Annotated in this window: 17 protein-coding genes and 1 tRNA gene; 8 read left to right on the top strand and 10 right to left on the bottom strand. The window is 68.6% G+C overall.

The window, feature by feature from the left end:
* The first annotated feature begins 19 nt into the window (after positions 1-19).
* Entirely contained in the window at positions 20-1,114 is a 1,095-nt protein-coding gene (locus C3L37_RS16170) for a lysylphosphatidylglycerol synthase transmembrane domain-containing protein (RefSeq protein ID WP_164974777.1), read from the top strand.
* A gap of 106 nt (positions 1,115-1,220) precedes the next feature.
* Here C3L37_RS16170 and C3L37_RS25375 read toward each other — a convergent pair whose 3' ends face one another.
* On the bottom strand, positions 1,221-1,346 hold the full coding sequence (locus C3L37_RS25375) for a hypothetical protein (RefSeq protein ID WP_267195332.1): 126 nt from the start codon (positions 1,344-1,346) through the stop codon (positions 1,221-1,223).
* Between the two features lie 349 nt (positions 1,347-1,695).
* Between C3L37_RS25375 and C3L37_RS16165 the strand changes: the two genes are divergently transcribed.
* Positions 1,696-2,217: a hypothetical protein gene (locus tag C3L37_RS16165; protein ID WP_129115635.1), complete on the top strand. Its 522-nt coding sequence runs from the start codon at positions 1,696-1,698 to the stop codon at positions 2,215-2,217.
* 89 nt (positions 2,218-2,306) lie between these two features.
* Here C3L37_RS16165 and malQ read toward each other — a convergent pair whose 3' ends face one another.
* Positions 2,307-3,800 carry a 4-alpha-glucanotransferase gene (gene malQ, locus C3L37_RS16160; RefSeq protein WP_129115634.1) on the bottom strand — a complete coding sequence of 498 codons (1,494 nt, stop codon included), beginning with the start codon at positions 3,798-3,800 and terminating at the stop codon, positions 2,307-2,309.
* A 205-nt stretch (positions 3,801-4,005) separates the two neighbouring features.
* Between malQ and thrS the strand changes: the two genes are divergently transcribed.
* Positions 4,006-5,934 carry a threonine--tRNA ligase gene (thrS, locus tag C3L37_RS16155; RefSeq protein ID WP_129115633.1) on the top strand — a complete coding sequence of 643 codons (1,929 nt, stop codon included), beginning with the start codon at positions 4,006-4,008 and terminating at the stop codon, positions 5,932-5,934.
* A gap of 63 nt (positions 5,935-5,997) precedes the next feature.
* On the opposite strand, the gene C3L37_RS16150 is transcribed toward thrS, so the two are convergent.
* A complete protein-coding gene (locus C3L37_RS16150; RefSeq protein WP_129115632.1) occupies positions 5,998-7,428 on the bottom strand; it encodes an alpha/beta hydrolase in 1,431 nt (476 codons plus the stop codon).
* Between the two features lie 201 nt (positions 7,429-7,629).
* Between C3L37_RS16150 and C3L37_RS16145 the strand changes: the two genes are divergently transcribed.
* On the top strand, positions 7,630-10,692 hold the full coding sequence (locus C3L37_RS16145) for an FAD-binding and (Fe-S)-binding domain-containing protein (protein WP_129115631.1): 3,063 nt from the start codon (positions 7,630-7,632) through the stop codon (positions 10,690-10,692).
* A gap of 86 nt (positions 10,693-10,778) precedes the next feature.
* Positions 10,779-11,966 carry a pyridoxal-phosphate-dependent aminotransferase family protein gene (locus C3L37_RS16140; protein ID WP_129115630.1) on the top strand — a complete coding sequence of 396 codons (1,188 nt, stop codon included), beginning with the start codon at positions 10,779-10,781 and terminating at the stop codon, positions 11,964-11,966.
* A 583-nt stretch (positions 11,967-12,549) separates the two neighbouring features.
* On the opposite strand, the gene C3L37_RS16135 is transcribed toward C3L37_RS16140, so the two are convergent.
* Positions 12,550-12,623, bottom strand: a tRNA-Lys gene (locus C3L37_RS16135).
* Positions 12,624-13,092: 469 nt separating this feature from the next.
* Here C3L37_RS16135 and C3L37_RS16130 point away from each other — a divergent pair.
* The gene (locus tag C3L37_RS16130; RefSeq protein ID WP_129115629.1) at positions 13,093-14,547 is read left to right on the top strand and encodes a DHH family phosphoesterase; all 1,455 of its coding nucleotides are present in this window, start codon (positions 13,093-13,095) and stop codon (positions 14,545-14,547) included.
* A gap of 37 nt (positions 14,548-14,584) precedes the next feature.
* Here the strand turns inward: C3L37_RS16130 and C3L37_RS24440 are convergent, their stop codons facing one another.
* The 6 genes from C3L37_RS24440 to C3L37_RS16105 all read right to left on the bottom strand — a co-directional run bounded on the left by C3L37_RS24440 (position 14,585) and on the right by C3L37_RS16105 (position 20,611).
* Complete coding sequence (locus C3L37_RS24440) at positions 14,585-14,737, bottom strand: hypothetical protein (protein ID WP_164974776.1); 153 nt, start codon at positions 14,735-14,737, stop codon at positions 14,585-14,587.
* A 122-nt stretch (positions 14,738-14,859) separates the two neighbouring features.
* The gene (locus tag C3L37_RS16125) at positions 14,860-15,150 is read right to left on the bottom strand and encodes a PRC-barrel domain-containing protein (RefSeq protein WP_129115628.1); all 291 of its coding nucleotides are present in this window, start codon (positions 15,148-15,150) and stop codon (positions 14,860-14,862) included.
* A gap of 57 nt (positions 15,151-15,207) precedes the next feature.
* Positions 15,208-17,442 (bottom strand): LUD domain-containing protein, encoded by a 2,235-nt coding sequence (locus C3L37_RS16120; protein WP_129115627.1) that lies wholly within the window; start codon positions 17,440-17,442, stop codon positions 15,208-15,210.
* Positions 17,435-18,016, bottom strand: coding sequence for a LutC/YkgG family protein (locus tag C3L37_RS16115; protein WP_129115626.1), 582 nt, complete (start codon positions 18,014-18,016; stop codon positions 17,435-17,437). Before C3L37_RS16115 ends, C3L37_RS16120 begins: the two co-directional genes overlap by 8 nt.
* Positions 18,017-18,121: 105 nt before the next feature.
* A complete protein-coding gene (locus C3L37_RS16110) occupies positions 18,122-19,927 on the bottom strand; it encodes an Nramp family divalent metal transporter (protein ID WP_129115625.1) in 1,806 nt (601 codons plus the stop codon).
* Between the two features lie 111 nt (positions 19,928-20,038).
* A complete protein-coding gene (locus tag C3L37_RS16105; RefSeq protein WP_129115624.1) occupies positions 20,039-20,611 on the bottom strand; it encodes a helix-turn-helix domain-containing protein in 573 nt (190 codons plus the stop codon).
* A 427-nt stretch (positions 20,612-21,038) separates the two neighbouring features.
* On the opposite strand from C3L37_RS16105, the gene C3L37_RS16100 reads away from it, so the two are divergent.
* Complete coding sequence (locus C3L37_RS16100) at positions 21,039-22,748, top strand: L-lactate permease (RefSeq protein WP_129115623.1); 1,710 nt, start codon at positions 21,039-21,041, stop codon at positions 22,746-22,748.
* Positions 22,749-22,843: 95 nt separating this feature from the next.
* Entirely contained in the window at positions 22,844-26,128 is a 3,285-nt protein-coding gene (locus tag C3L37_RS16095; RefSeq protein ID WP_129115622.1) for an FAD-binding and (Fe-S)-binding domain-containing protein, read from the top strand.
* Positions 26,129-26,176 lie beyond the last annotated feature (48 nt).

Below are 26,176 nucleotides of genomic sequence, written 5' to 3'. Positions count from 1 at the left end.
TGATCGATTTTGGGGGAACATGGAAGCGAGCTACGCGGTCGAACCCAAGCCGAACGGCCGAAGGCGGATCGCGTTCGGCCTCGGCGTCGTCGCGTCGCTCCTCGCGGTCGTGGTCGTCGCCGACGTCGACTGGAGCGCGATCGCCGCCGAGGTGGTCGCGGCCGACCCGCGGCTGCTCGCGGCGGCGTTCCTCGCCAGCCTGCTGGCGCAGTTGGCGTGGAGCAGCGTCACGGCGACGTTCCTCGGGACCGTCGAATCCGTTCCGACGGACCGCGTTCGGGTGGGCTACCTCGCGGGGACGTTCGCGAAGCAGGTGCTCCCGCTCGGTCACGCGGGCGGCGTGCCGCTCCTCGCGTACGTGCTCGCGGAGGATCTCGAACTCGACTACCGCCGGACGTTCGCCGCGGTGACGGCGAGCGAACTCGTCATCTTCCTCGGATCGCTCGTCGTCGCCGTCGCGGGCTTCGGCTGGTTCGTCCTGACCGCCGCGCCCGCCGCCGGGGGCGGAACTGGGACCGTCGCGGTCGCCCTCGCGGCCGTGCTCGCGGTCGTCGCCGCGCTGGTAGGGTGCCTTCGCCACCGCCGGTCGGCGCTCCGCCGGTCGGCGCTCGCGGGCGGGGCCGTCGGTCGCGCGACCGTCGGACGGCTCCTCCCGCGGGCGGGTCGCCGACTCGCGCCCGACGCGATCGACCGCGGGCTGGCGGACTTCTTCGAGGCGTTCGACCGGGCGACCGCGGACCGCCGGACGGTCGTCAGGGCCGCGGCCTTCGCGCTGTGCGGGTGGCTGCTGTTCGCCCTGCCGCTGCACCTCGGCTTTCTCGCCGTCGGCCACCATCCGCCGCTCGCGCTGTCGCTCTTCGTCGTCCCGGCGGCCGGCCTGGCCACGCTCCTGCCGACACCGGGCGGCCTCGGCGGGACGGAGATCGGCGCGGCCGCCGCGATCGTCCTCCTGACGGGGACGGCCGTCGACGTGGTCGCCGCCGCGGTGCTGCTGTACCGCGTCGCGACGTACTGGCTGGTCGTCCTCGTCGGCGGCGTCTGTTCGCTGTACCTGTCCGCCGGTCTCGGCGGTCGGCCGGTCGACGGGGAGCGGTCGAGAACGGACGCCGAGTGAGCGGGTGGGACGTCGATCGGGCGACGAGTCGGACGTGCGGCGCTCGAACGAGGGACGAACGACCGTTCGTGGGGCATCCGCCTGGTGGTACTGTACTCTTCACCGACTACTGCTGTCTTCGAGGCCACCCGGCTTCGATGCCCGCACCGAGGACGATGCCGAGAGCGATACCCATAGCCAACTCGTTCATCGCGAGACCGATGGCGACGCCGAGGACGAGCCCAGTCGACATTCCTGTACCGGTCTTTCGCTGAGAACCCTCATCTCCGTTCGCGGAGGCCATTGGGGTTACTTCATTGTATTCAGAGATAACGCTGCCGTTGAAAGTACTGAGGCAGGTACACGATCGACGTACTCCTGCGCTGCTCGTCGACGTAGTGGACGTAACCCCGGTCGTGTAAGGTGGTCGACAGCGCATCCGCGGATTCCTCGTCGAACGCAGAAGCCATCGCTGAGCGAGTTCGCTCACGGGAGCGTTCATCACCTGCATTCTCACCCGACGAGCGCCGCGACCCCCCGAGGGACAAACGACCGTTTGCGTATACCGAACCCTGAGGTGCCCGCGCGCCGAACCGGTGGGCGTGAAACGTCGCACGTACTGTCGGTTCGTCTCGCTCGGGGCGGCGTCGGGCCTCGGCGGCTGTCTCGCGAACGCGACCCCGAAAACCGATGAGGTGCCGAGCGAGTCCACGTTCACGGTCTGCGGGCCGGCCGCGGACCGCACGTGCGAAGAGGCGGGAGTCGACGCCGAACTGACGGCCGACGCGGACGGCTACGCCGCCTCCGACGACGAAAACGAGGCGGTTTCGGTCGACTTCACGGGGGCGTCGAAACTAACGGTCTCCGGGCGGACCGCCGGGATCGGCGATCCGACGTGCCGGACCACGAACCTGACCGAGCTCTCGTCGCGCGGCGGAACCCTGACCGTCGTCGTGTCGAACGGCGAGGAGCCGCCCCCCGTCGGTGGCTGTTACGAATCGCTCGGGATCAATCGCTACCGACTCGTCGTGACGGACCTCGATTCGGCCGTGACGGCGGTTCGTGTTCGACACACGTACGGGGACGAGTCGGCGTTCGAAGCCGCGTTCGATCGGCCCGGCTGATCGCCGAGACCGGCGGACAGGTACAGCGAACAGACGCCGCCGACGAGAGAGAGAGGCGCCGTCGGTCGACGGTCGCTTCCGTTCCCGGATCAGCGGATGTGGATGTCGGTGAGCATCGCGAGGTGGTCGGCCACGTCGGGGTCGAACCCCTCGCGGGTGCAGCGCCAGCGCCAGTTGCCCTCCGCGGTGCCGGGCGCGTTGAACCGGGCGTGCTCGTCGAGGCCGAGGAGATCCTGCATCGTCGCGAACGCGACGACGGCGTTGGAGTTCCACACCGCCTCGATCACCGACCAGTGGATGTCGTCGCCGCCGTCGATGCCGAGGTTGTAGTGCAGGCAGTCGCGCTGGTGGTCGGGGAGGCTTCGATAGTATCCCACGGTGGTGTTCGTGTCGTGGGTGGCGGAGTAGCCGACCGAGTTCTCGGGGTAGTGCATCGGCTGGTTCGGGTCGCCCGCGCTGCACCAGTCGGCGTAGTGGGGGATCTTCATGCCGGGGAAGTCGAAGCGTTCGCGCAAATCCACGAGCGACTGGTCGATGAAGCCCAGATCCTCGACGACGAAGGGGAGGTCGCCGAGGTCGCGCTCGACCGTCTCGAAGAAGTCGTACCCCGGCGCGTCGCGCCACTCGCCCGCCGCGGGATCGTCGGCGTCGGCTGGGATGGCCCAGTACTCGTCGAAGCCCTTGAAGTGGTCGACCCGGGTGACGTCCACGAGGTCGAACAGCCGCGAGAGGCGCGCGAGCCACCAGTCGTAGCCGTTCTCGCGGAGGAAGTCCCAGTCGTAGAGCGGGTTCCCCCAGCGCTGGCCGTCGTCGTCGGGGTTGGGCGGCACGCCCGCGACGGCGACGGGATCGCTCTCGTCGTCGAGGAGGAAGGATCGGGGGTTGGCCCAGACGTCCGCGCTGTCGAGCGCGACGTAGATCGGCAGGTCGCCGACGAGACCGACCCCGGCGTCGTGGGCGTACGCGCGGAGGTCGCGCCACTGCCCGTCGAAGACGAACTGGGCGAACTCCCGGTAACGGATCTCGTCGGCAAGTCCGTCGCGGTGCTCGGCGAGCGCCTCGGCGTCGCGCGTCTTGACCTCGTGCGGCCACGCCGTCCAGAGCGCGCCGTCGAACTCGCCCTTCAGCGCCATGAAGAGGGCGTAGTCGGCGAGCCAGTCGGCCTCCCGCTCGCGGAAGGCGTCGAACGCCCTTCGCTCCTCGTCCGTCGCCGCCTCCTCGAACCGCTCCGCGGCCGTCCGGAGCAACGGTTGCTTGTACTCCGCGACGCGTTCGTACTCGGTCTCGTGGGGATCGAAGTCGGGCACCGGTTCGAGGTCGTCCTCGGAGAGCCACCCGCGTTCGACGAGGCGGTCGAGGCTCACCAGGAGCGGGTTGCCGGCGAACGCCGAGTACGACTGGTAGGGGGAGTTGCCGTGGGCGGGCGAGGTCGGTCCGAGCGGGCAGAACTGCCAGAGCGATTGGTCGGCGTCGGCGAGGAAGTCGACGAAGGCGGAGGCACCCTCGCCGAGATCGCCGATCCCGTGGGGACCGGGCAGGGAGGTGACGTGCAGGAAGACGCCGCTTTGGCGGTCGAAGCGCATGGTAGTGGTGTATCACTGCCGACGGTTTGAAGGGTTTGGTCCGCGGAGTCGGAGGGTCGACCTACGCCGCGAGGGTGAGTACGACCGAGCGGCGAACGCCGCGAGGGTGGAACGACCGAACGGCGAACGCCGTGAGGTGCGAGTCGTCACCCTCCGCTAGCGCGTCTCAACAACACTTATCCCCGTCCTCCGATTGCGCTCTCACATGAGCGATATCGTTGTGACCCTCCCGGACGGGTCGGAGCTGTCCGTTCCGGCGGGGTCCACGGTCGAGGACGTCGCCTACGAGATCGGACCGGGACTCGGAACGGACACGGTCGCGGGCGTCGTCGACGGCGACCTCGTCGACAAGGCGACGGAACTCGACGACGACGTCAGCCTCGTCATCGTCACCGACGGGAGCGACGAGTACCTCGACGTGCTTCGTCACTCCGCGGCGCACGTGTTCGCGCAGGCGCTCCAGCGGCTGTACCCCGACGCGAAGCTCACGATCGGGCCGTGGACGGACGAGGGGTTCTACTACGACGTCACCGGCGTCGACCTCGACAGCGATGACCTCGACGCCATCGAGGCGGAGATGGCGGAGATCATCGAAGCGGACTACGAGATCGAGCGTTTCACGCGAACCCGCGAGGAGGCGTTCGAGGCGTACGAGGACAACCCCTACAAGCAGGACATCCTCGAAAACGAGGCCGCCGACGAGGAGGAGGTGTCGTTCTACCGACAGGCCGAGTTCGAGGACCTCTGTAAGGGTCCGCACGTCGGATCGACGGGCGAGATCGGCGCGGCGACGCTCCTTTCCATCTCGTCGGCGTACTGGCGCGGCGACGAGGAGAACGAGACGCTGACGCGGGTGTACGGCACCGCGTTCGAATCCGAGGAAGAGCTCGAGGCGTACCTGAAGCGGCGCGAGGAGGCGAAGGAGCGCGACCACCGAAAGCTCGGCCGCGAACTCGACCTCTTTTCCGTGCCGGAGCACTCGCCGGGCTGCGTCCACTTCCACCCGAACGGGATGCGGATCCGCCGCGAACTGGAGGAGTACGTCCGCGAGAAGAACGACGACCTCGGCTACGAGGAAGTCTGGACGCCGGAGCTCAACAAGGCGGCGCTGTGGAAGCCGACGGGTCACTACGACAACTTCACCGCCGAGGGCGAGATGTTCAACTGGGAGCAGGACGACACCGAGTACGGCCTGAAGCCGATGAACTGCGCGAACCACGCGTACATCTACGCCCACGAGCAGCACTCCTACCGCGACCTGCCGATCCGCTTTTCGGAGTTCGGCACCGTCTACCGAAACGAGCAGTCCGGCGAGCTGTCCGGCCTGCTCCGCGTGCGCGGGTTCACGCAGGACGACGGTCACGCGTTCATCCGGCCCGACCAGATCCAAGAGGAGGTCGTGGACACGCTGCGGAGCATCCGGGAGATCTACCGCAACTTCGACCTCGACATCGAGTACAAGCTCGAGACGAAGGGCGAGAACGCGGTCGGCAGCGACGAAATCTGGGCGCAGGCGACGCGGTCGCTGAAGGACGCCCTCGACGCCGAAGGGCTGGAGTACGACGTCGAAGACGGGGAGGCGGCGTTCTACGGCCCGAAGGTGGCCGTCGACGCCATCGACGCGATCGGCCGCGAGTGGACCATCGGCACGGTCCAGCTCGACTTCAACATCCCCGAGCGGCTCGATCTGACGTACGTCGGCGAGGACAACGAGGAGCACCGCCCGGTCATGGTCCACCGCGCGCTGCTCGGCTCGTTCGAGCGGTTCATGGGCGTCATGATAGAGCACTTCAACGGCAAGTTCCCGCTGTGGCTCGCGCCGGAGCAGGTGCGCATCCTCCCCGTCAGCGACGACAACATCGGGTACGCGGAGCGGGTCAAATCGCGCCTCGGCGACTTTCGCGTCGGGATCGAGGACCGTTCGTGGACGGTCGGCAGGAAGATCCAGCAGGCCCACGAGGACCGCGTCCCGTACATGCTCATCGTCGGCGGGGACGAGGAGGAGGCCGGCACCGTCTCCGTCCGCGACCGCGAGGAGCGCGAGCGGGGGGACGTGGCGATCGAGGAGTTCCGCGCCCACCTCGAAGCCGAGCGCGGCGAAAAGCGGGTCGACCCGGACTTTCTGGACGAGTAGCGCCCGCGCCGTCGGCCGACGGCGCGTTCTCCTCCCGATCGTCTTCTCCGCCTACCGCGCCCGCTACGCCGCGTCCGAGACGATTTCGGTCGACGAGGACGCGGCGGCGTCGAGGCGGTCGCGGACCACGTTCCTGAACGTCGCGTCCCTCGCGAGCCGCACGAGGACGCCGAAGTGGCCGACGGACCACTCGTGTCGGTTCCCCTCCGGGACGTCCCACGAATCGAGGAGGTCGCGCGCCGACGCCGCGGGAGCGACTCCGTCAGCGAGCCCGCGGAACGCGACGATTCGGTCCGGGTCGACGTCGGGTTCGGCCGGCGGATTCAGCAGCGGGGCGAGCCGTCGGAGTCGCGCCGCCGTCCACCCCGCGGCGGAGAGCGCGTCCGCGAGGCCCATCCGCGCGGACAGGTCGCCCTCGACGAGCAGTTCGTCGACCGCCCCCGTCATCGCCGCGGGGAAGACGAGGTCCGGGCGCATCGACGCCGGCCACGTCCCGCAGTGACCCGCCACGTGGAGCGCGGTGATGCCGCCGAGGCTGATCCCGCCCACGCCGACCGCCGGCGCGCCCGTCGAGCGCGCCCAGTCGGTGAGAACACCCGTCTCCAGCGCCCACGCCTCGAAGAGCTCGAAGGTGGCGACGGGTGCCCGGGCGAGGAACGGCTCGCCGCTGTAGGAGCCGGCGGTCTCCCGACGGCCGTGCCACGGTGCTTCGGGGAGGACGACCCGGTAGCCCCCGGGCGCGAGCGCGCGGGCGACGTACTCCTCCTCCGGCCAGTAGGCCTGCTGGTCGCTCGCCATCCCCAGCCCGTGGGCGTACACGAGCGTCGGCAGCGCGCTTCGGTCGCCGTCGGCGGGTTCGTACACGCGGGCGGAAGCCCGGCCGCCGACGTACGGCGACGGCGACGGGAAGCGGACGAGGTACTCGACCGTTCCGGGGCCGCGAACCTCCCGCGACCGTTCGACCGGCCGGATCTCGGCGTGGGCGCTGTAGAACCGATCGGGGCGCTCCGCGTGGGGGATCCAGCGGCGGATCGTCGCGTCCGGGTCGGGGAGGTCGAAGGCCGCGGGCGGAAGCAGGTGGTCGGACGCGAGGAACCGAAACAGCCAGACCGGCGCGTTCCGCCGGGCGGCGGCCCGTCGGCGCTCGCGTTCGAGGTCGACGCGCTCGTCGGGCGTCGTTTCGGCGTCGCCCCAGAACGCTTCGCCCCATCGCGCGGTCGCCTCGTCGTACGCGTCGCGGAGGCGGGCGTACTCCGCCAGCGCCCGTTCGATGCGCGCGTGCAGGTGCGGCGCGGGCGGTGCGTCCACGGCGTCGAGAAACGCGGCCGGCCCCGATCCCAGCGACACGTCCGCCGCGGCGCGGGCGTGGCCGATCGCGAACCGGTTGACGAACGACCGCTGCAAGAGCGGTTCGAACCACGGTCGTTCCAGCGCGGCACCGGCGGGTGACGCGAGCAGTCGGTGGATCTGCGGGGAGTCTACCGAATCGGGCATGGAAGCTGGTACGGCGGACGCCGTATTGATCCTTGGGCGGCGCGCGGAGCCGCGGGACGGGTCGAGACGCGTCCGAACGTTCGGCGCGCTCGGGTGACGGTCGCACCGGCCGGGGTTCGCGCGACCGGCCGGTTCCGCCGACATTCTCGCCGCGCGAAACCTGCACAGAGTATTTATCACGAACGATCGTACGTCACGTCGATGGCGGCCGACGAGCCACGGACAGACTTCAGCGATTTCGAGACCTTCCGCGCGGCGCAGTCGTACGACGTTCCGGACGTCGACGAGTACGCCGCGCTCGCCGCCGATCTCCGGTCGGCGGTGCGGGGGGAGGTTCGATTCGACGAGTACAGCCAGATCCTCTACGCGACCGACGGCAGCATCTACCGGGCGCGGCCGGCCGGCGTCGTGATTCCGCGGGGGATCGAAGACGTGCGGTCGGCGGTTCGAATCGCCGGGGAACACGGCGTGCCGGTCCTGCCGCGCGGGGCGGGGTCGTCGCTCGCCGGACAGGCCGTCGGTCCGGGCTGCGTCGTCCTCGACTTCTCGAAGTACATGGACGAGATCATCGGGGTCGACCCCGACGCGCGACGGGCGACCGTTCAACCCGGGGTCGTGCAGGACCACCTCGACGCCGCGCTCGAACCGCACGGGTTGAAGTTCGCCCCCGACCCGGCCTCCTCGAACCGCGCGACGGTCGGCGGCGGGATCGGCAACAACAGTACCGGCGCGCACTCGGTTCGATACGGCATCACCGACGCGTACACGGAAGAGCTCCGGGTCGTTCTCGCCGACGGCTCGGTGATCCACACCCGAGACGTCGTCCTCGACGGCCCCGAGTGGGACGAGATCGTCGGAAAGGACGACCTGGAGGCCGACCTGTACCGGACCGTCCGCCGGCTCGTCGAGGAGAACGAGGCGGAGATCGAGTCGCGCTACCCGACGCTGAAGCGGAACGTCTCCGGGTACAACCTGCACAAGGTCATCCGCGAGGACCGTCCGGCGAACGAGGTCCGCGGGAACGGTCCAACGGACGAGACCCGCGGGGACGGCGCCGAGGAGAGAGACGGCGGCGACCGGGTGATCAACCTCTCGAAGCTGTTCGTCGGCGCGGAGGGGACGCTCGGCGTCGTCGTCGAGGCGACGGTGTCGCTCGTGACGAAGCCCGAGTCGACCGCGCTCGCGCTCTACTGCTTCCGCGACCTGGTCGAGGCCATGGAGGCGGTGCCCGAGGCGCTCACCTTCGACGTGAGCGCCGTCGAACTGATGGACGACGAGGTGTTCAGGCTGGCGCGCGATTCCGGCGAGTTCGCGCAGTACGCCGAGCCGATCCCGGACGACGCCGCCGCGGCGCTCATGCTGGAGTTCGACTCGGAGCTCCACGACGACTTCGCTGCGGCGATCGGGGAGACCACCGCCCACTTCGTCGACGACGGGGACGCGTTCGAGGTGGTGGAGGCGTACACCGACGAGGAGCAGGGGAAGCTCTGGAAGCTGCGGAAGGCGGCGATCCCGCTTCTCATGTCGCTCGAAGGCGACCCGAAGCCGTACCCGTTCATCGAGGACGCGACCGTGCCGCCGACCGAACTCGCAGAATACGTCCGCTCTTTCGAACGGATCCTCGACGACCACGGCACGTCCGCGGCGTACTTCGCGCACGCCGGGTCCGGGACGCTCCACATCCGGCCGATCTTGACCCTCAAGGAGGACGACGGCATCCAGACGATGCGCTCGATCTCGGACGCCGTGACCGACCTCGTCCTCGAACACCACGGCTCGTTCTCGGGCGAGCACGGCGACGGCCTCGCGCGGACGGAGTTCAACCCGAAGATGTACGGACCGACGCTGTGGGAGGCGTTCAAGGAGCTGAAGACGGCGTTCGATCCGGACTGGCTCTTCAACCCGGGGAAGGTCGTCTACCGCGACGACGACCCCACTGACATGCGCGAGCACCTCCGGTACGGCGCCGCGTACTCGTCGGTCGAGCCGGCGACGGCGCTCGACTTCTCCGAGGAGGGCGGCTTCTCGCACCTCGTCGAACTCTGCAACGGCTGCGGGACGTGTCGGCAGACCGGGTCGGACACGATGTGTCCCACCTACCGCGCCTCGAAGGACGAGGCCGAGACGACCCGGGGGCGGGCGAACATGCTCAGGGCGGCGATAAGCGGCGAGCTCTCGGAGGAGGAGCTGTACTCGGAGCGGTTTCAGACGGAGGTGCTCGACCTCTGCGTCGGCTGCAAGGGCTGCATGAACGACTGCCCGACGGGGGTCGACCTCGCGAAGCTCAAGGCGGAGGTGAAACACGAGTACCACGAGCGCGAGGGCGCGAGCCTCAGGGAGCGGCTGTTCGCGGACATCGACCGGTGGGCCGCCGTCGGCAGCAAACTGGCCCCCCTCTCGAACGTCGCGGACGCGGTGCCGGGCGCGCGGACGGCGATGGAACGGACGCTCGGAATCGCGTCCGCGCGGGAGTTGCCGACGTTCGAGCGGGAGACGCTGAAAGACTGGTTTCAGGGGCGGGGCGGCGCGCGGGTCCCGCGCGACGGCGCGGACCGTCGGGTGCTGTTGTTCCCCGACACGTACACGAACTACATCTACCCGGACGCCGGGAAGGCCGCGGTGCGCGCGCTCGAAGCCGCCGGCGTGTACGTCACCGTTCCGTCGAACGTCGCTCCGAGCGGACGGGCCGCGTACTCGATGGGGCTTCTCGACCGCGCGAGCGAGCGAGCCGAACGCAACGTGCGCCTCCTGAAGCCGTACGTCGACGACGGCTGGTCTGTCGTCTTCGTCGAGCCCTCCGACGCCGTCATGTTTCAGGACGAGTACGCTGACCTCGTCGGCGGCGACGACGCGCTCGCGGTGGGTGCCGAGGCCTACGGCGTGCTGGAGTACCTCGACGTCGCCGGCCTCGACGAGCACTTCGAGCCGGCGGACGTCTCGGCGTCGCTCACGTACCACGGCCACTGCAACCAGAAGGCGACGAACAAGGACCACCACGCCGCGCGCGTCCTCCGGCGGGTCGGCTACGAGGTCGACCACCTCGACAGCGGCTGCTGCGGAATGGCCGGCTCGTTCGGCTACGAGGCCGAACACTACGATCTCTCGCAGGCGATCGGGCGGCTGCTGTTCGAGCAAGTGGACGAGAGTCCCGGCGACGTCGTGGTCGCGCCGGGCGCGTCCTGCCGGTCGCAGCTCGGCGACCGCCCCGGCGGCGAGCGGCCGTCGCACCCGATCGAACTGGTCGAGGCGGCGCTCGCGAAGTAGCGCGCGAGTCGCCGCGAGCGCGGCGACGACTGCACGCCGTGACTCGTATCCGTGCTTTTTTCGTTCCGTGAGGGAAAGGAGAGCGCATGTCCGACGCCCCAGTCGTCGACGAACTGACACCGCCGGATCGGACGCTGATGGGACCGGGTCCGAGCGACGTGCACCCGCGCGTGCTCCGGGCGATGAGCACGCCGCTCGTCGGCCACCTCGACCCCTCGTTCGTCGAGATAATGAACGAGGTGCAGGAGCTTCTGCGCTACGCCTTCCGAACCGACAACCGGTGGACGATCCCGATCAGCGGCACCGGATCGGCGTCGATGGAGGCGGCGATCGGCAACCTCGTCGAGCCGGGCGACACGATGCTCGTCCCGACGAACGGGTACTTCGGCGGCCGGATGCAGAGCATGGCGGAGCGGGCCGGCGGCGAGGTCGTCCACGTCGACGCGCCGTGGGGCGAGCCGCTCGATCCGGCGGACGTCGAGGCGGCGTTCGACGAGCACCAGCCGGACGTGTTCGGGTTCGTCCACGCCGAGACGAGCACGGGCGTCCGCCAGCCGAACGTGCCCGAGCTGACCCGCATCGCCCACGAGCACGACGCCTACGTGATCGCCGACGCGGTCACCTCGCTCGGCGGCGTCGAACTCCGCGTCGACGAGTGGGGCGTCGACGTGGCGTACTCGGGACCGCAAAAGTGCCTGTCGTGTCCGCCGGGCGCGAGTCCGCTCACCCTCAACGACCGCGCGATGGACAAGGTGCTCTCGCGGGAGGAGCGAGTCCGGTCGTGGTACCTCGACCTCTCGCTGCTCGAAGGTTACTGGGGCGACGATCGGGCGTACCACCACACCGCGCCGATCACGAACGTCTACGCGCTGCGCGAGGCGCTCCGGCTGATCGCGGAGGAGGGGATCGAAGCGCGCTGGGACCGCCACCGCCGCGTCGCCGGGGCGCTCAAGGCGGGCGTCGAGGCGATGGGACTGGAGATGAACGCGCCCGACGAGTACTGGCTGCCGAGCCTGAACGCGGTTCGCGTTCCCGACGGCGCGGACGACGGCGCGATCATCGGGTACCTGCTCGACGAGTACGACCTCGAGATCGCCGGGGGCCTCGGGGACCTCGCCGGGGAGATCTTCCGCATCGGCTGCATGGGTCACTCGGCGCGTCCGAAGAACGTGACGTACCTTTTGTCGTCGCTCGGCGACGCCCTCGGCGCGCAGGGGGCGGACGTCGACGCCGACGCCGCGCTCCCGGCGATGACCGAGCGTCTGGCCGACTGAGCGCCGACGACCCTCACCAATTTCGCACTGTTTCGGATCTACGAAGAAAGGATGAATCGGGTTCATTCCTGTGTATTTTGGACTGAACCGATTTTCTTTCCAAACGATTCCAGGTTTGGGATAGAAGGATTTACATAGGTAGGCGGGCAACGCTTAATCGACCTGGGGGAAGGAGGACGACCGCGACGGTCTTGCTTCTTCATGAGCTCCCCAGGGTGCCTCTGAGAATCGAACCGTGACGGCAACGCGCGTTGTCGTCGTTTTCGGTTCGGTCGCGCACGCCGGAGAGCGGCGCGTTCGCGCGACCGCGAGACGAGACCGCAGAGTCGCCTCGCTTCTCCTCGATCGGCGCAAAAGCGGGCCGGGAGGGATTTGAACCACGCCCGAGAACCTGCGCTCCGCGCAGAACCTCGGTCTACCTCAAATCCCTCCATCGCGTTTTCACTGCTCGCTTCGTTCGCAGGAAAACGGGCCGGGAGGGATTTGAACCACGCCCCCTTCGCTCCCTCCGGTCGCTCGTGATCTGATTCAAATCCTCCCGAATGACGATTTCGCTCCTCGCTTTCGCTCGGAGACGAAGTAACGGGCCGGGAGGGATTTGAACCCCCGACCGTCTGATTAAGAGTCAGACGCTCTGCCTAACTGAGCTACCGGCCCTCGAAGAGACATTGATACGGTTCACTAAAAGGCGTTTCCCTTTGACCCAACCGAGACGCCGGGACGCGGTCGCGATCCGCTGGAGATCGTCGAGATCGTTTCCGAAAGGAGAAAATCCGCGCGCGACGGATCCGGTCGATTCGGAGACCGTTCGCGCAGCGGCTGTCTGAGACCCATACCCGCCGCACAGGAGGGCAGTCGGATGCGTGGGACCGCCTGTCACCCAGGGCAGCGGGTAGTTCTACTCACACATCGGGGGGTAGTAAATCCTGCGGCGTATTTCTCACCCAGAAAACACTGTGAGAACGTTTGAAACACGGCGAAAAAACCCGCCGAGAGCGCTACGCTGGAAAGTACCGCGGGCGGAATGTGTCCTCGCCCCGGTCAGTCTTGGGTTCGAGAACGAGAGCGTTCAAATCCATCCTAAAGAGTGGGTGTTAAGTGGCGTCCGCGGCTAGTTCTACTACTGATGAGTACCGGGGTCACTATCTCCTCGATGTCGGCGTATGCGATTCTCGGCTGCGGGAGCGTCGGACACGTCGTCGCCGAGGAGCTCGCCGACGAAGGCAAGAACGTCCTCATTCTCGACAAGGACGAAAACCGCGTCGAGACGCTGCGCGATCAGGACCTGAACGCGCGGCGGCAGGACATCAGCGATCCGGACGTCGCCGAGGTCGTCGACGGGCGGGACGTGATTCTCATCCTCGCCTCGGACGTCGAGGCGAACAAGGCCGCGGTCTCTGCGATCCGCGACCGCGGCGGCGACCAGTTCGTCGTGGTGCGCGCGTCCGATCCCGTCTCGGAGGACGAACTGCGGGGCCTCGGCGCGGACGTGGTGATCAACCCCTCGACGGTCATCGCCGATTCCGCGCTCCGGACCCTCGAATCCGGTGAGCTGGAGTACAAAGCCCGCCAGCTCGCGGACATCCTCGACGAGACCGACGGAACGCTCGCGATCTTGACGCACGACAACCCCGACCCCGACTCGATCGCCAGCGCCGTCGCGCTGCAGGCGATCGCTCGGGAGTACGACGTCGACGCGGACATCCTCTACGACGGCGACATCGGCCACCAGGAGAACCGCGCGTTCGTCAACCTCCTCGGGATCGAACTGCTCGAACGCGACGAGGTGCCGCCCCTCTCGCGCTACGGCGCGGTCGCGCTGGTCGACCACATGAAATCCGGGTCGATCGACATCGACGCCGGCGTCGACATCTTCATCGACCACTTCGAACCGGACGAGAACATCGACGCGCGCTTTATGGACGTCCGTCCCAACGTCTCGTCGACCTCGACCATCCTCACGAAGTACATCCAGGAGTTCGATCTCAGCCCGAGCGAGACCGTCGCCACGGCGCTCCTGTACGGCATCCGCGCCGAGACGCTGGACTTCAAGCGCGACACGACTCCGGCGGACCTCACCGCGGCGGCGTACCTCTACCCGTTCGCGAACCACGACACGCTCGAACAGGTGGAATCGCCGAGCATGAGCCCCGAGACGCTGGACGTGCTCGCGGAGGCCATCCAGAGCCGCGAGGTGCAGGGCAGCCACCTCGTCTCGAACGCGGGGTTCATCCGCGACCGCGAGGCGCTCGGGCAGGCGGCGAACCACCTGCTCAACCTGGAGGGAATCACCACGACGGCCGTGTTCGGCATCGCCGACGACAACATCTACCTCGCCGCCCGCTCGAAGGACATCCGCATCAACATCGGCAACATCCTGCAGGACGCCTTCGAGAGCATCGGCACCGCGGGCGGCCACTCGACGCAGGGGAGCGTCGAGATCCCGCTCGGCATCTTCACCGGCATCGAGACCAGCGAGGACAACCGAGACACCCTGCTCGCGCTCACGGAGGAGGCGGTCCGCAGGAAACTGTTTCAGGCGATGGGCGTCGACGGCAGCGAGAGCGGCAACGGGAGCTAACCGGGGTCGGCCCCGCGAACCTGACCGCCAACCGCCACTACGGTTCGACGAGCCTCGCGGCCGTGTAGCCGGCGAACGCGCCGACGATGGCGGCCTCCACGGCGACGACGGCGAGGTCTCGCCGACGGACGAGAACGTATTCGGCGCTGAAGTCGGTCGCGGGTTCGGCGAGCGGGCGTGAGTCACCCATGCGAGACTATCGTTAGCTCTATAGCAAAACGGTTTCGGCGCGCGTGCCGGAGAGTCCGAGGGCGGGAATTCACCGACGGTTCGCGAGCGGCGTCGGACCGCCGTCCGGGCCGATCCGCTCGGCTACGCCGTGATTTCTTCGTTCTCTTCGGGCTGTTTGAGCCGCTCAACCACGTCGTTTATGAGAATGACGTCGCCGACCGCGCGGACCCAGCGGTAGGGGATCAACACGCCCTGCCCGCGTTCGACCCGATTGCGGAACAGCTCGTCGTTCAGTTGCGAGAGCGCGAGACCGGTGACGACCTCCTGGTCGAGGTCGAGCCGCACGTCCTCGACCTCGCCGACGAACACACCGTTGTTCGAGTAGACCTCGCGGCCTACGAGCGTCGTGATCTCCTGGGGCGTCTCGTCCATATCCACCCTGTCGAAGTGGCGGGTCTTAAGCGTTCGCAGCCGCCGATCGGTGGCAGATTACTGGTATTTTTCCCCCCGCGGGGCGACGTGTTCGACGGGGTGACGCGTCGGCCGGGAGAGCAGGGCGTCCAGCTGCTCCAGACAGGAGGTGCCGCTGGCGAGGACCGTCCGGCCGCGCGCCGCGGGGCTCGAAAACTGCTCGCGGAGCGGCTCGCCCACGTCGACGCTCAACTCGTAGTACTCCCGCTTGTACCCGAAGCTGCCGGCCATGCCGCAGCACTCGGTTTCCGAGGTGAGCACGTCGTACCCCAGCGTTTCGAGCACGGCGACCGTGTGCGCTTCGAGGCCGAGGGTGCGCTGCTGGCAGTGGCTGTGGTAGGCGACGGCCGACCCGTCGGCGTCGTCCGCCGACCGGAGCGCCGACGCGTCCGCGCCGTTCTCCAGCAGCCCGTAGACGTACTCCAGCACCTCGTAGCTGGCGTTCGCGAGACGCGCGTGCGACTTCGCGGGGAGGAACGTCTCGTACTCGCGCTCGAACATCGCGAGGTCGCTCGGTTCGATGACCACGACGTCCCGGCCGGCGTCCACGTGTTCCACGAGCGCGCCGTACACCTCGTGGGCGTGGCGCTCGGCGGTCGCCACCATCCCCTGCGAGAGCGGCGCGCGGCCGCTGGAGGCCACGTCGGGGATCCGGACGTGGACGCCGAGCGCCTCCAGCGCCCGGACGGCGGCCTTGCCGCGGCTCACCTGCACGTGGTTCGTGTAGAGGTCCGGGTAGACGACGGCCTCGCGGGTCGCGTCGGCGGGCGACACGCGCGAGCCGCCGCGGGCGTCGAACCACCCGCGCAGCGTCTCGCGTCGGAATTTCGGGAGGTCGCGCCGGCGGTCGACGCCGATCGTCCGCTCCATGAGCGCGCGCGCGAGGGTCGTGTCCGCGATCCAGTTCGAAAGCGGCGCGGTCGCGCTTCCCAGTTTGGCGACGGTCGAGAAGTTGCCGAAAAATCGTTTGCCGAGGTCGACGCCGGCGGGCTCCTCGTCGGGCGTGAGCCCCTCGACGAGCGGGTCGAACGCGCTCGGGTCCGCGCCGCGATTGATCCGATCGCGGACGACCGTGTTGATCCACGGGATGTCGATCTTCACCGGGCAGGCGTTCACGCAGCGGGTGCAGCCGGTGCAAAGGTCGTTGAACTCGGCGGCGGTGTCGAGCCCCTCGATGCCCGCCTCCCAGCCCGTCGCGATCCCGCCGGAGTAGGTCTCGCCGCCGAAGGCGTGCCCGCCGACGCTCTGGAAGTTGCCGCACGAGTTCGAGCACGCGCCGCAGCGGATGCAGTAGAGCGTCTCGCGGAGGTGTTCGTCCTCGCGCATCGCGAGGCGGCCGTTGTCGACGAGGACGAGGTGGAAGTCCCGCTCGACGCCCGCGTCCGCCATCGGCGTCTCAGGGTCGTCGAAGTCCACCGTCGGCGACTCGACCGGCGGCGTCAGGAGCGACACGTAGGAGGTGATGTCCTGTCCGGTGCCCGAGCGACCGATGAGTTCGACGAACGGCTGGAGGTCCTCGACCGAGGGGACGATCTTCTCGACGCCCGCGACGGCGACGTGCGTGTCCGGGACGACGGCCGACTTCCGGGCGTTGCCCTCGCTCGTCACGAGCGCGATCGTCCCCGTGTCGGCGGTGATGAAGTTGGCCCCGGTCATCCCCACGTCGGCGCCGGCGATGAGTTCGCCGAGCTTCTCGCGGGCGAACATCGTCAGCTCCTCGGCCGTTTCGGGCGGTTCGTCCGGCTCGAACGCCTCGTTGAACAGCCGCGCGATCTCCTCGCGCGACTTGTGGATGGCGGGGGCGACGATGTGCGACGGCGACTCCTCTGCGACCTGCAGCACCCACTCGCCGAGGTCGGTCTCGACGACCTCGACGCCCGCGGCTTCGAGCGCCTCGTTGACCTCGATCTCCTCCGTCGTCATCGACTTGCTCTTTACGAGCCGTTCCGCGTCCTTCTCCTCCGCCACCCGGCGGACGTACCGGTTCGCGTCGTCCGCGTCGTCGGCGACGTAGAGCGTACCGCCGTTCTCCTCGACGGTCTCGCGGAGTTCGTCGAGGAGGTCGGGGAGCCGGTCGATGGCGTCCTCCTTGATCGCCCGCGCCCGATCCTTCAGTTCCTCGTAGTCCTCCAGTTCCGCGACCGACTCGTACCGCCCGAGGTTGAACCCGCGGGTGCCGCTTGCGACCGCGTCGCCCTCGGTCCGCATCAACCGTCGGATCTCGGCCGCCTTCGCGCCGCGCGACTTACTCATCTCCCACCCCGCCGTCCGCGGCGTCGTCGCCGCGTTCTCCGTCGTCGATCCCCCCGTCGCCGAGGAGCAGGACGTGCACGTCCTTCGGGCCGTGCGCCCCGCGGACGAGCGCGCCCATGTCCGCGGTGGCGCTCGGACCGGTCGCGAGGACGGCGCTCCGGTTCGCGCCGGGGGATCGTCCCTCGCGGAGGCGCGGTCCCAACCGCTCGAACGCGGCGTCCATGTCGGCGACGACGTCCGATTCTCGCACCACGGCGACGTGCGTGTCCGGAAAGAGGCTGACCTGCTCGCCGCCCTCGGGCGTCGATTCCAGGACGAGCGACCCGTAGTCCGCGATCGCGAACGCGGCGGCGGTGACGCCGGTCTTCGCCCCTCTGAGCTGTTCGGGCGTCGGATTCAGGGTGATCGGAGCGGCGTCGAGCGCGACGTCCTCGAACGGCAGCGGGGTTCCGACCGCCGGTTCGACGAGGACCTCCCGGAGGGCGTCGTCGAACCCGCCCGGATCGGTCCGCGTCCAGCCCACGTCCAGCCGCCCGAGCGACGCCTCGAAGTCAGCGACGGTCTCGGATGCCATGGTCGCCCATGGGAGCGCCTCCCTATGTCGTTTCGGGATTCGTCCAATTTCGTCGACAGGGAGGGGACACGCTCCGGAGATCGGCGCGAGCCGGCGCACGGCGCGTTACGAGAGCGGTTGCTTCGTCTCCGCGGCGTCGGCGACGGTGTCGGCCGCGGCGCGTTTGCCGACGATCGAACGGAGGATCGCGTACGCCTGCGCGACGACGAAGACCCCCCAGAGGGCGAGTCCGCCGGGACCGCTCCCGAGGACGCCGGCAGACGTCGAGAGCGCGGACGAACCGAACAGCGTCGCGAGCGTGTCGCCGACGAGGAGGACGGTGAAGTAGCCATAAAAGCCCGACGCCCACCACATCGCCGCGACGCGCGTCCATCCCGGCTGGAGGTGTTCCGGGAGCCTGGTCGTGTTGACGACGAGCGTGAGTGCGGTGTAGGGCCACATCATCGCGCCTGACATCGCCGCGCCGACGACGAGAAAGAAGAAGGGTCCCCCTCGGGCCAGCGACGCGCTGAAAAAGAGGATGATGAAAATTCCCCAGAGGGTAAAGCCCGTGAGGAGGAGCCAGAAGATCCGAGAGAGGTTCCACCCCGCGTTGCGACCGTACGACTCGAACAGCGCGTCGGCGCTGTTCCTGACGAACGATTCGACGATGGCGTACTCCGTGGTGAAGAGCGCGACGAACAGTACGACGAAAATGAGGAGGCGGGCGAGGCCGCCGAACTGCGGCGCGATCTGGACGAGCCACATGTCGATGGCGTTGGCCGTCGTTCCGGGGGCGTGGTGGACCGAGACGCTCATCAGGACGGTGGCACCGATGAGGAGACCGACGACGAACGTCAGGAGGTGTTCGAGCTGGATGACCCGCCACCAGCCGCGCCAGCGACGGAGGTTCAACCGCGTCGGGCGGAAGATGAAGCCGTCGCGCTCGATCGGTTCGGGATCCTCGCCGATGAGCGGGTTCTTCACCCGCCCCTGGTAGTTCCCCATCCCGTACCCCTTCTCGCGAACCCACAGGCTCTGTGAGAGGTTGAGATAGCCGCCCGCTCCGGCGAAGGCGAGCCCGCCGAGGAAGACCGCGATGTCCATTCCGGGCGGGAACGCCTTCGCGTCCAGCGCGCCGGCGGGGACGTTCCCCAACTCGCCGAGAGAGCCGGTGAAGACGGCGAGGAGAAGCGCCGCGCCGATGGCGACGAAGAGCAGCCCCACCTGAAACGCCTCGACCGCGTTGTACATCACCGCCGAGAGGTGGTACGAGAGCCAGATGACGAGCATGAGCGCGACGGCCAGTACTTTCCAACTCGCGAGTTCGACGCCGAGCGCGCCGACGGTCGTGCCGCCGAGTCCGAGCGCCGTCGTGCCGACCTGCGCTGCACCCGCCGCCCATCCCGGCCAACCGAGACTGACGAACCCGGCCGCGAGGAACACCCACGGCCAGAGGGCGTGGACGCGCCCGAACGACCGGAAGACGCTCTCGCCCGTCGCGACGGTCCACCGCTGGAGTTCCGTGTTGATGAAAAACTGCGTCAGCACGCCGACCGCGAACGCCCAGTAGAGACCCCACCCGTGCTGCGCGACGAGAACCGGCCAAAAGAGCGTCTCGCCGCTCCCGAGCGACGCGCCGAGCATGATCGCGCTCGGTCCGACGACGTGTCGCACGCGCGGGACGCGAGGGAGTTCCGCGATCCGGAACGCGCCGCCGGAACCGCGGTCGGGGTACTCGTCCGTCTCCGGGGCTCGCGCCAGCCGATCGTACGGGAGGGGTAAGTACCACGTCCCGCGGTACTGCCTTCCCTCGATTTCGGAGGCGTAGATCGATTCGCTCACGTCCTCGTCAGTGCGGTCACGTTCTCCGCCGCGGTCGTCCCCGCTCGGTTCGGTCTCGCCGCTCGCGGGACCGCTCGGGCGGCTCATCGGTCCGCGGCGAGCGGGCGGCGTCTACCGCGCGTTCCACGCTGGAGTAGGTTCATCGGCGGCTCGAATGGGTGTGCTTGGCGCGTATTCACGTATAAAACCACCTACTACCTACCCGCCGAGGAAGTGCCAGATGTGGCCTCGTTCCTTCGGCGGATCGACGCCCGGGAGCTGTTTGAGCGCCGGCTGGATGGCGTTCCACCAGCCCTCGGCGGATTCGTAGCCCGCGGAGTGGTCGTGGTACACGTCCCGCAGGAAGTCCGCCTTCTTCGCCTCGGGGTACTCGGTGAGGTAGTCGTAGGCGGCGGACAACGCCTCCCGACGAGCTTCGAGCGTCGGACCGCTCCCCGGAAGGTCCGCGTTCCGGATGGCCGCCGAGACGGCGACCGGGCGGTCGTCCGACTCGGGCAGCCCCGGGGTGGATTCCTCGGGTAGCGGAACCCACCAGACGCGGCTTCGCGCGCCCACCTTCCGCGTTTCGAGCGCTCCGCGCTCCACTAACTCGTTGAGTTTGTTGTGCGCGGTGCGCCGGGAGCAGTCGAGCGTCTCCATCACGTCGGTCGCGGTCAGCGGCCGCGCGCGGTCCTCGCGCGCCTCGAACACCGCCAGCACGCGATCGAGCGGGATCCGATCCGCGTACTGTCCGTGCTCGTTTCGACGCCGGTCGACGGTCGGGTCGCCCATACGACGTCCAATACACACGACAGCATAAGCCTATACACACGTGGACATCGCGCCGGTCGGGGACTGGCCGAACCAGTACACACGAGTGAATCACACCGAAGACGATCCCCGATGGCGGATGCGGCCGCGTCGCGACGTCCGGAGCGCGATTCCCGAATTCGAGCCTTTCGGCGTCCCTCTCTTCAGTATTAGCCAGTACACTCAAGTGAACCACTCCGCTAAGGCGGACGTAACTCGGTCGCGTCGCGGCTCGGGGTCATTCACAGATTAGAACGATCGATAACTATTTTTACACGGGATTACCGATGACGAATCATGTCACGCCGAATCAGGCATGTAGCTGGAACAGGGCGGCGGACGGTGATCGGGGGTGAGCGATCGCTCGCGGACGGAAGACCGGGTGCGAAGCGCGCGACGGAGGCGTGCGATGGCTAGCGCGGTCGACGTGCTCGTCGCGTTGCTCCCGCTCGTCGTCATCGCGGTGCTCATGGTCGGGCTGTACTGGCCCGCGACGCGGGCGATGCCGGTGGCGTGGCTGGTCGCCATCGGGGCCGGCGTCTACTGGGGGATGGACGCGACGTGGATCGCCGCGTCGACGGCCGTCGGCGTCATTCTGGCGTCGAACATCCTCTGGATCGTCTTCGGGGCGATCCTCCTCCTCTACACGCTGAAAGAGACCGGGGCGTTCGACGTGATCAATCACGGCTTCGCCGGGGTCAGCGAGGACCGCCGGGTGCAGGTCGTCCTGCTCGTGTTCCTGATGGGGTCGTTCATCGAAGGTGCCGCCGGGTTCGGCACGCCCGCGGCCATCGTCGGACCGCTGCTCGTCGGACTCGGCTTCCCGCCGCTGGCGGCGGTCGTGATCGCCCTCACGGGCAACCTGATGGCGATCACCTTCGGCGCGGTCGGCACGCCCCTCATCATCGGGATGATCGACGTGTTCGAGACCGTGGGAAGCATCAGGGAGGCGGTGCTCGGAAACGGCTTCGGGAGCATCGCCGCGTGGGTCGCGGAGATCGGCGTCTTCGCGGCGAGCATGCACGCCATCGTCGGCGTGCTCCTCCCCTTCATCGGCGTCGCGATGATGACGCGCTTTTTCGGCGAGGAGAAATCGATCAGGCCGGCGCTCGAAGTGCTGCCGCTCACGCTGTTCGCGTGGTTCAGCTTCGCGGTGCCGTACCTCCTCACGGCGTACTTCCTCGGCCCCGAGTTCCCCGGCCTCATCGGCTCGATGATCGGCCTCTTCGTCACGGTCGGCGTGCTGAAGGCCGGCTTCTTCCACCCCGACGAGGACTGGGACTTCGCGCCCGAGTCGCGCTGGCCGGACCACTGGGTCGGCGACATCGAGCCCGGCGAATCGTCGGATCGGTCCGGCGCCGTCGCGGCCGACGGCGGTCACCAGCGGATGTCCCTCTGGATGGCGTGGCTTCCGTACGCGCTGCTCGCGGTACTGCTCGTCCTGACGCGAGTCTGGGATCCGCTCGTGGATATTCTGCAGTCTACCCTCGTCATCGCGTTCGACGACATACTCGGCACCGGCCTCGACGACGACATTCAGCTCCTCTACCTGCCGGGTGCGGTCTTCGTCTTCGTCCACCTGCTCACGATCGGTCTGCACCGGATGAGCCCGCGGGAGGTGACGAACGCCTGGACCGAGACGATCGTGAAGGTCACGCCCGCGGTGATCGCGCTGCTGTTCGCCGTCGCGACGGTGCAGATCATGCTCCAGTCGGGCGACGCGACCGGCGGGGACAGCATGCTCATCGTCCTCTCGGACGGCATGGCCGACCTCGCGGGCGGGGCGTACCCGTTCATCGCGCCGTGGGTCGGCGCGTTCGGCGCGTTCCTCGCCGGCTCCAACACGGTGAGCGACGTCCTCTTCGGGACGTTCCAGTACGGCGTCGCCGACAGCATCGGCACGCCGCGGACGATCATGCTCGGCTCGCAGGCCGTCGGCGGCGCGATCGGCAACCTCATCGCCGTCCACAACGTCGTCGCCGCGCTCGCGGTCGTCGGCCTCGTGGGCGAGGAGGGGCGGGTGATCCGGCTGGAACTCATCCCGCTCGTGTACTACGCGACGTTCACGGGGCTGCTCACGCTCCTCTTCAGCTACGTGCTGTTCCCGGGCGTGTTCTGAGCCGTGAGCGGCGGTCGAATCGCCGACGAAATCGCGAAACCGGACCGCGTCACCGTCCGGACGTTTATGTCGCATCGGGCGAACTCTGAGGCAAGATGGCATCCAACGCGGCCGACTCGAAGCCGGGCGATCCGGCGCAGGACGGGAGAGCGAACTACGACTACGCGAGCGACGACGTGGCGCGGTCGGGACTGGTGACCGATCTCGAATCGCTCGTCGACGGCGACGTCAGGTTCGACACGTACACGCGACAGCTGTACGCGACGGACGCGTCCGCCTACGAGATGACGCCCATCGGCGTCGTCTTCCCGACCTCGACGGCGGACGTCGCGGCGGTGATGGAGTACTGCGCGACGCGGGGGATTCCCGTCCTCCCCCGAGGGGGCGGGACGAGCCTCGCGGGACAGACGGTCAACGAGGCGGTCGTCCTCGACTTCACCCGACACATGAGCGAGTTGCTCGGCGTGCGCGTCGAAGAGCGGCTGGCGACCGCGCAGGCCGGCGCGATCCTCGGCGACGTCAACGAGAAACTCGAACGGCACGGGTTGAAGTTCGCGCCCGATCCGGCGTGGGGCGACAAGAGCGCCGTCGGCGGCGCGATCGGCAACAACAGCACCGGCGCGCACTCCTTGAAGTACGGCAAGACGGACTACTACGTCGAGGAGGTCGAGGCGGTGCTCGCGGACGGCACCGTGACTCGATTCGGCGAAATCGCGGTCGCGGAGCTGCGCGAGAAAGCGGACCCCGACGCCGGCGCGTGGGGACCGGACGGTCCGGAGAGCGATCTCCTGCCCCGGATCTACGCGCAGGTCGTCCGGATCATCGACGAGGAGGCCGACGAGGTTCGACGGCGGTACCCCGACCTCAAGCGGAACGTCTCCGGGTACAACCTCGACGTGCTCGTCGACGAGGCGGACGGGTCGAGGGTCTCCTCGGACGACGAGGAGGGAATCGACTCCGACCGCGAGGAGGGGACCGGCTCCGACGGCGAACCGGAGACGGTGAACCTCGCGCGCCTGCTCGCCGGCAGCGAGGGGACGCTCGCGATCGTCACCGAGGCGACCGTCTCGCTCGAACCGATCCCGAACACGAAATCGGTCGCGCTCCTGACGTACGAGAGCGTCATCGACGCGATGGAGGACGTCGCGCCCATCCTCGAACACGGGCCCGCGGCGGTCGAGGTGATGGACGACGTGCTTCTCAGCCTCGCGCGCGACACCGCGGAGTTCTCGGACGTCGTCGGCATGCTGCCGGAGGGAACCGACTCGGTGCTGCTCGTCGAGTTCTACGCCGAGGACGACGACGACGGCAAGGCGAGAGTCGCAGACCTCATCGCCGACCGCGTCCCCGGCGGCGCGTCCGAGGCCGAGCCGAGCGACGGCGCGGCGTCGATCACCGAGAAGGAGGCGTACGCGGTGGGTGCGATGGAGGCGCACGACGCCGAGACGCGCGCGAAGTTCTGGAAGATGCGCAAGTCGGGGCTCCCGATCCTCCTCTCGCGGACGTCGGACGCGAAGCACATCGCCTACATCGAGGACACGGCCATCCCAGCCGAGAACCTCCCGGCGTACGTCGCCGACTTCCAGGGGATCCTCGACGATCACGGCACCTTCGCGAGCTACTACGCCCACGCCGGACCGGGCGTCCTGCACATCCGCCCGCTCGTGAACACGAAGACGGTCGAGGGGCTGGAGACGTTCGAGGCCATCGCGGACGAGGTGACGGATCTCGTCGTGAAGTACGGCGGTAGCGTCTCGGGCGAGCACGGCGACGGCCGCGCGCGCACCCAGTGGAACCGCAAGCTCTACGGCGACCGTCTCTGGAACGTCTTCCGCGACCTGAAGACGGCGTTCGACTCCGACTGGCTGCTCAACCCCGGGAACGTCTGCGGCGACGCCAGCATGACGGAGAACCTCCGGTTCGACCCGGCCTACGAGTTCGACGCCGGGTTCGAGCCCTCGCTGAACTGGAGCAACGAGAACGGCTTCCGGGGGATGGCCGAACTCTGCCACGGGTGCGGCGGGTGTCGGGGGAAGCAGTCGACCACGGGCGGCGTGATGTGTCCGACGTTCCGCGCGGAGAACGAGGAGATCCTCGCCACGCGCGGCCGGGCGAACATGCTCCGACAGGCGATGAGCGGCGACCTCCCGGAGGACGAGGTGTTCACGGACGAGTTCGTCCACGAGGTGCTCGACCTCTGTATCGGCTGTAAGGGCTGCGCGAAGGACTGCCCGAGCGAGGTCGACATGGCGAAGCTGAAGACGGAGGTCGTAAACGAGTACCACGCGCGCCACGGCGCGAGCCCGCGCGATCACCTCTTCGCGAACATCGAGTCGCTGTCCGCGCTCGGGTCGCGCCTCGCCCCCGTCTCGAACTGGGCGGCGAGGCTTCCGGGCGCGCGGGCGATCATGGAACGAACGATGGGGATCGCGAGGGAGCGAACGCTACCGACGTTCCGCGGCGAGAGCTTCGAGGAGTGGTTCGAGGCGCGCGGCGGCGCGTCGGTGTCGGAGTCCGAGGCGGCGCGGAAGGCGCTCCTGTTTCCCGACACCTACACGAACTACAACCACCCGGAGGCCGGCAAAGCCGCGGTCCGGGCGCTCGAAGCGGCGGGCGTCCACGTCGCCGTCCCCGAGAACGTCGCGGGCAGCGGTCGACCCCCGCTCTCGAAGGGGTTCGTCGACAAGGCGCGAGCCGAGGCCGAGCGAAACGTCGAGGCGCTCGCGCCGAAGGTTCGCGAGGGGTGGGACGTGGTCGTCGTCGAACCGTCGGACGCCGTCATGTTCCAGTCGGACTACCTCGACCTCCTGCGGACGGACGGAGAGGGCGCGTCCGGCTCGGCGCTCGCCGGACCGGCCGCGGAGCCCTCCGCGTCGGACGCGGCGTCGAATGCGGGGCTCGACGCGGGGCGGGCCGACGAACGCCCGGAGCGACCGACGGCGGCGGAGGGGTCGCGCGAGGTGAGCGACGTGACGGCCGTGGCGAACGGCACCTACGGCGTCATGGAGTACGTCGACGCCTTCCGGCTGGACGAGGAGATGACGTTCGACGCGCCGGCCGAGCGGCTCACGTACCACGGTCACTGCCACCAGAAGGCGACGAAGAAGGACCACCACGCCGTCGGCGTCCTCCGCCGGGCCGGCTACGAGGTCGACCCCCTCGACTCCACCTGCTGCGGGATGGCCGGCTCGTTCGGCTACGAGGCCGAGCACTACTCGATGAGCAAGGCCATCGCGAGCATCCTCTACGAGCAAGTGGACGAAAGCGGCGGCGACGCCGTGGTCGCGCCGGGCGCGTCCTGCCGGTCGCAACTCGGCGACCGCGACGGCGCGGACGAACCACCGCACCCCGTCGAGAAGCTCGCGGAGGCGCTGGCGTAGGGCGCGACCGCCCGGGTCGTCGCGCCGTCCGGTCGTCGGACGGCGATC

It is taken from the genome of Halegenticoccus tardaugens (assembly GCF_004116405.1).
Classification (GTDB): domain Archaea; phylum Halobacteriota; class Halobacteria; order Halobacteriales; family Haloferacaceae; genus Halegenticoccus; species Halegenticoccus tardaugens.
Note: the sequence above shows the minus strand (reverse complement) of the source record. Positions and strands in the feature narration are given on the sequence as shown.

Excerpts from the sequence above, each read along its gene's own strand:
- C3L37_RS16125 (WP_129115628.1), bottom strand. The coding sequence starts at position 15,150 with ATGGACGAGACGCCCCAGGAGATCACGACGCTCGTAGGCCGCGAGGTC.
- C3L37_RS16130 (WP_129115629.1), top strand. The coding sequence starts at position 13,093 with ATGAGTACCGGGGTCACTATCTCCTCGATGTCGGCGTATGCGATTCTC.
- C3L37_RS16100 (WP_129115623.1), top strand. The coding sequence starts at position 21,039 with ATGGCTAGCGCGGTCGACGTGCTCGTCGCGTTGCTCCCGCTCGTCGTC.
- C3L37_RS16140 (WP_129115630.1), top strand. The coding sequence starts at position 10,779 with ATGTCCGACGCCCCAGTCGTCGACGAACTGACACCGCCGGATCGGACG.
- C3L37_RS16105 (WP_129115624.1), bottom strand. The coding sequence starts at position 20,611 with ATGGGCGACCCGACCGTCGACCGGCGTCGAAACGAGCACGGACAGTAC.
- C3L37_RS16095 (WP_129115622.1), top strand. The coding sequence starts at position 22,844 with ATGGCATCCAACGCGGCCGACTCGAAGCCGGGCGATCCGGCGCAGGAC.
- C3L37_RS16170 (WP_164974777.1), top strand. The coding sequence starts at position 20 with ATGGAAGCGAGCTACGCGGTCGAACCCAAGCCGAACGGCCGAAGGCGG.
- C3L37_RS25375 (WP_267195332.1), bottom strand. The coding sequence starts at position 1,346 with ATGTCGACTGGGCTCGTCCTCGGCGTCGCCATCGGTCTCGCGATGAAC.
- C3L37_RS16110 (WP_129115625.1), bottom strand. The coding sequence starts at position 19,927 with ATGAGCCGCCCGAGCGGTCCCGCGAGCGGCGAGACCGAACCGAGCGGG.
- thrS (WP_129115633.1), top strand. The coding sequence starts at position 4,006 with ATGAGCGATATCGTTGTGACCCTCCCGGACGGGTCGGAGCTGTCCGTT.
- malQ (WP_129115634.1), bottom strand. The coding sequence starts at position 3,800 with ATGCGCTTCGACCGCCAAAGCGGCGTCTTCCTGCACGTCACCTCCCTG.
- C3L37_RS16115 (WP_129115626.1), bottom strand. The coding sequence starts at position 18,016 with ATGGCATCCGAGACCGTCGCTGACTTCGAGGCGTCGCTCGGGCGGCTG.
- C3L37_RS24440 (WP_164974776.1), bottom strand. The coding sequence starts at position 14,737 with ATGGGTGACTCACGCCCGCTCGCCGAACCCGCGACCGACTTCAGCGCC.
- C3L37_RS16120 (WP_129115627.1), bottom strand. The coding sequence starts at position 17,442 with ATGAGTAAGTCGCGCGGCGCGAAGGCGGCCGAGATCCGACGGTTGATG.
- C3L37_RS16145 (WP_129115631.1), top strand. The coding sequence starts at position 7,630 with ATGGCGGCCGACGAGCCACGGACAGACTTCAGCGATTTCGAGACCTTC.
- C3L37_RS16150 (WP_129115632.1), bottom strand. The coding sequence starts at position 7,428 with ATGCCCGATTCGGTAGACTCCCCGCAGATCCACCGACTGCTCGCGTCA.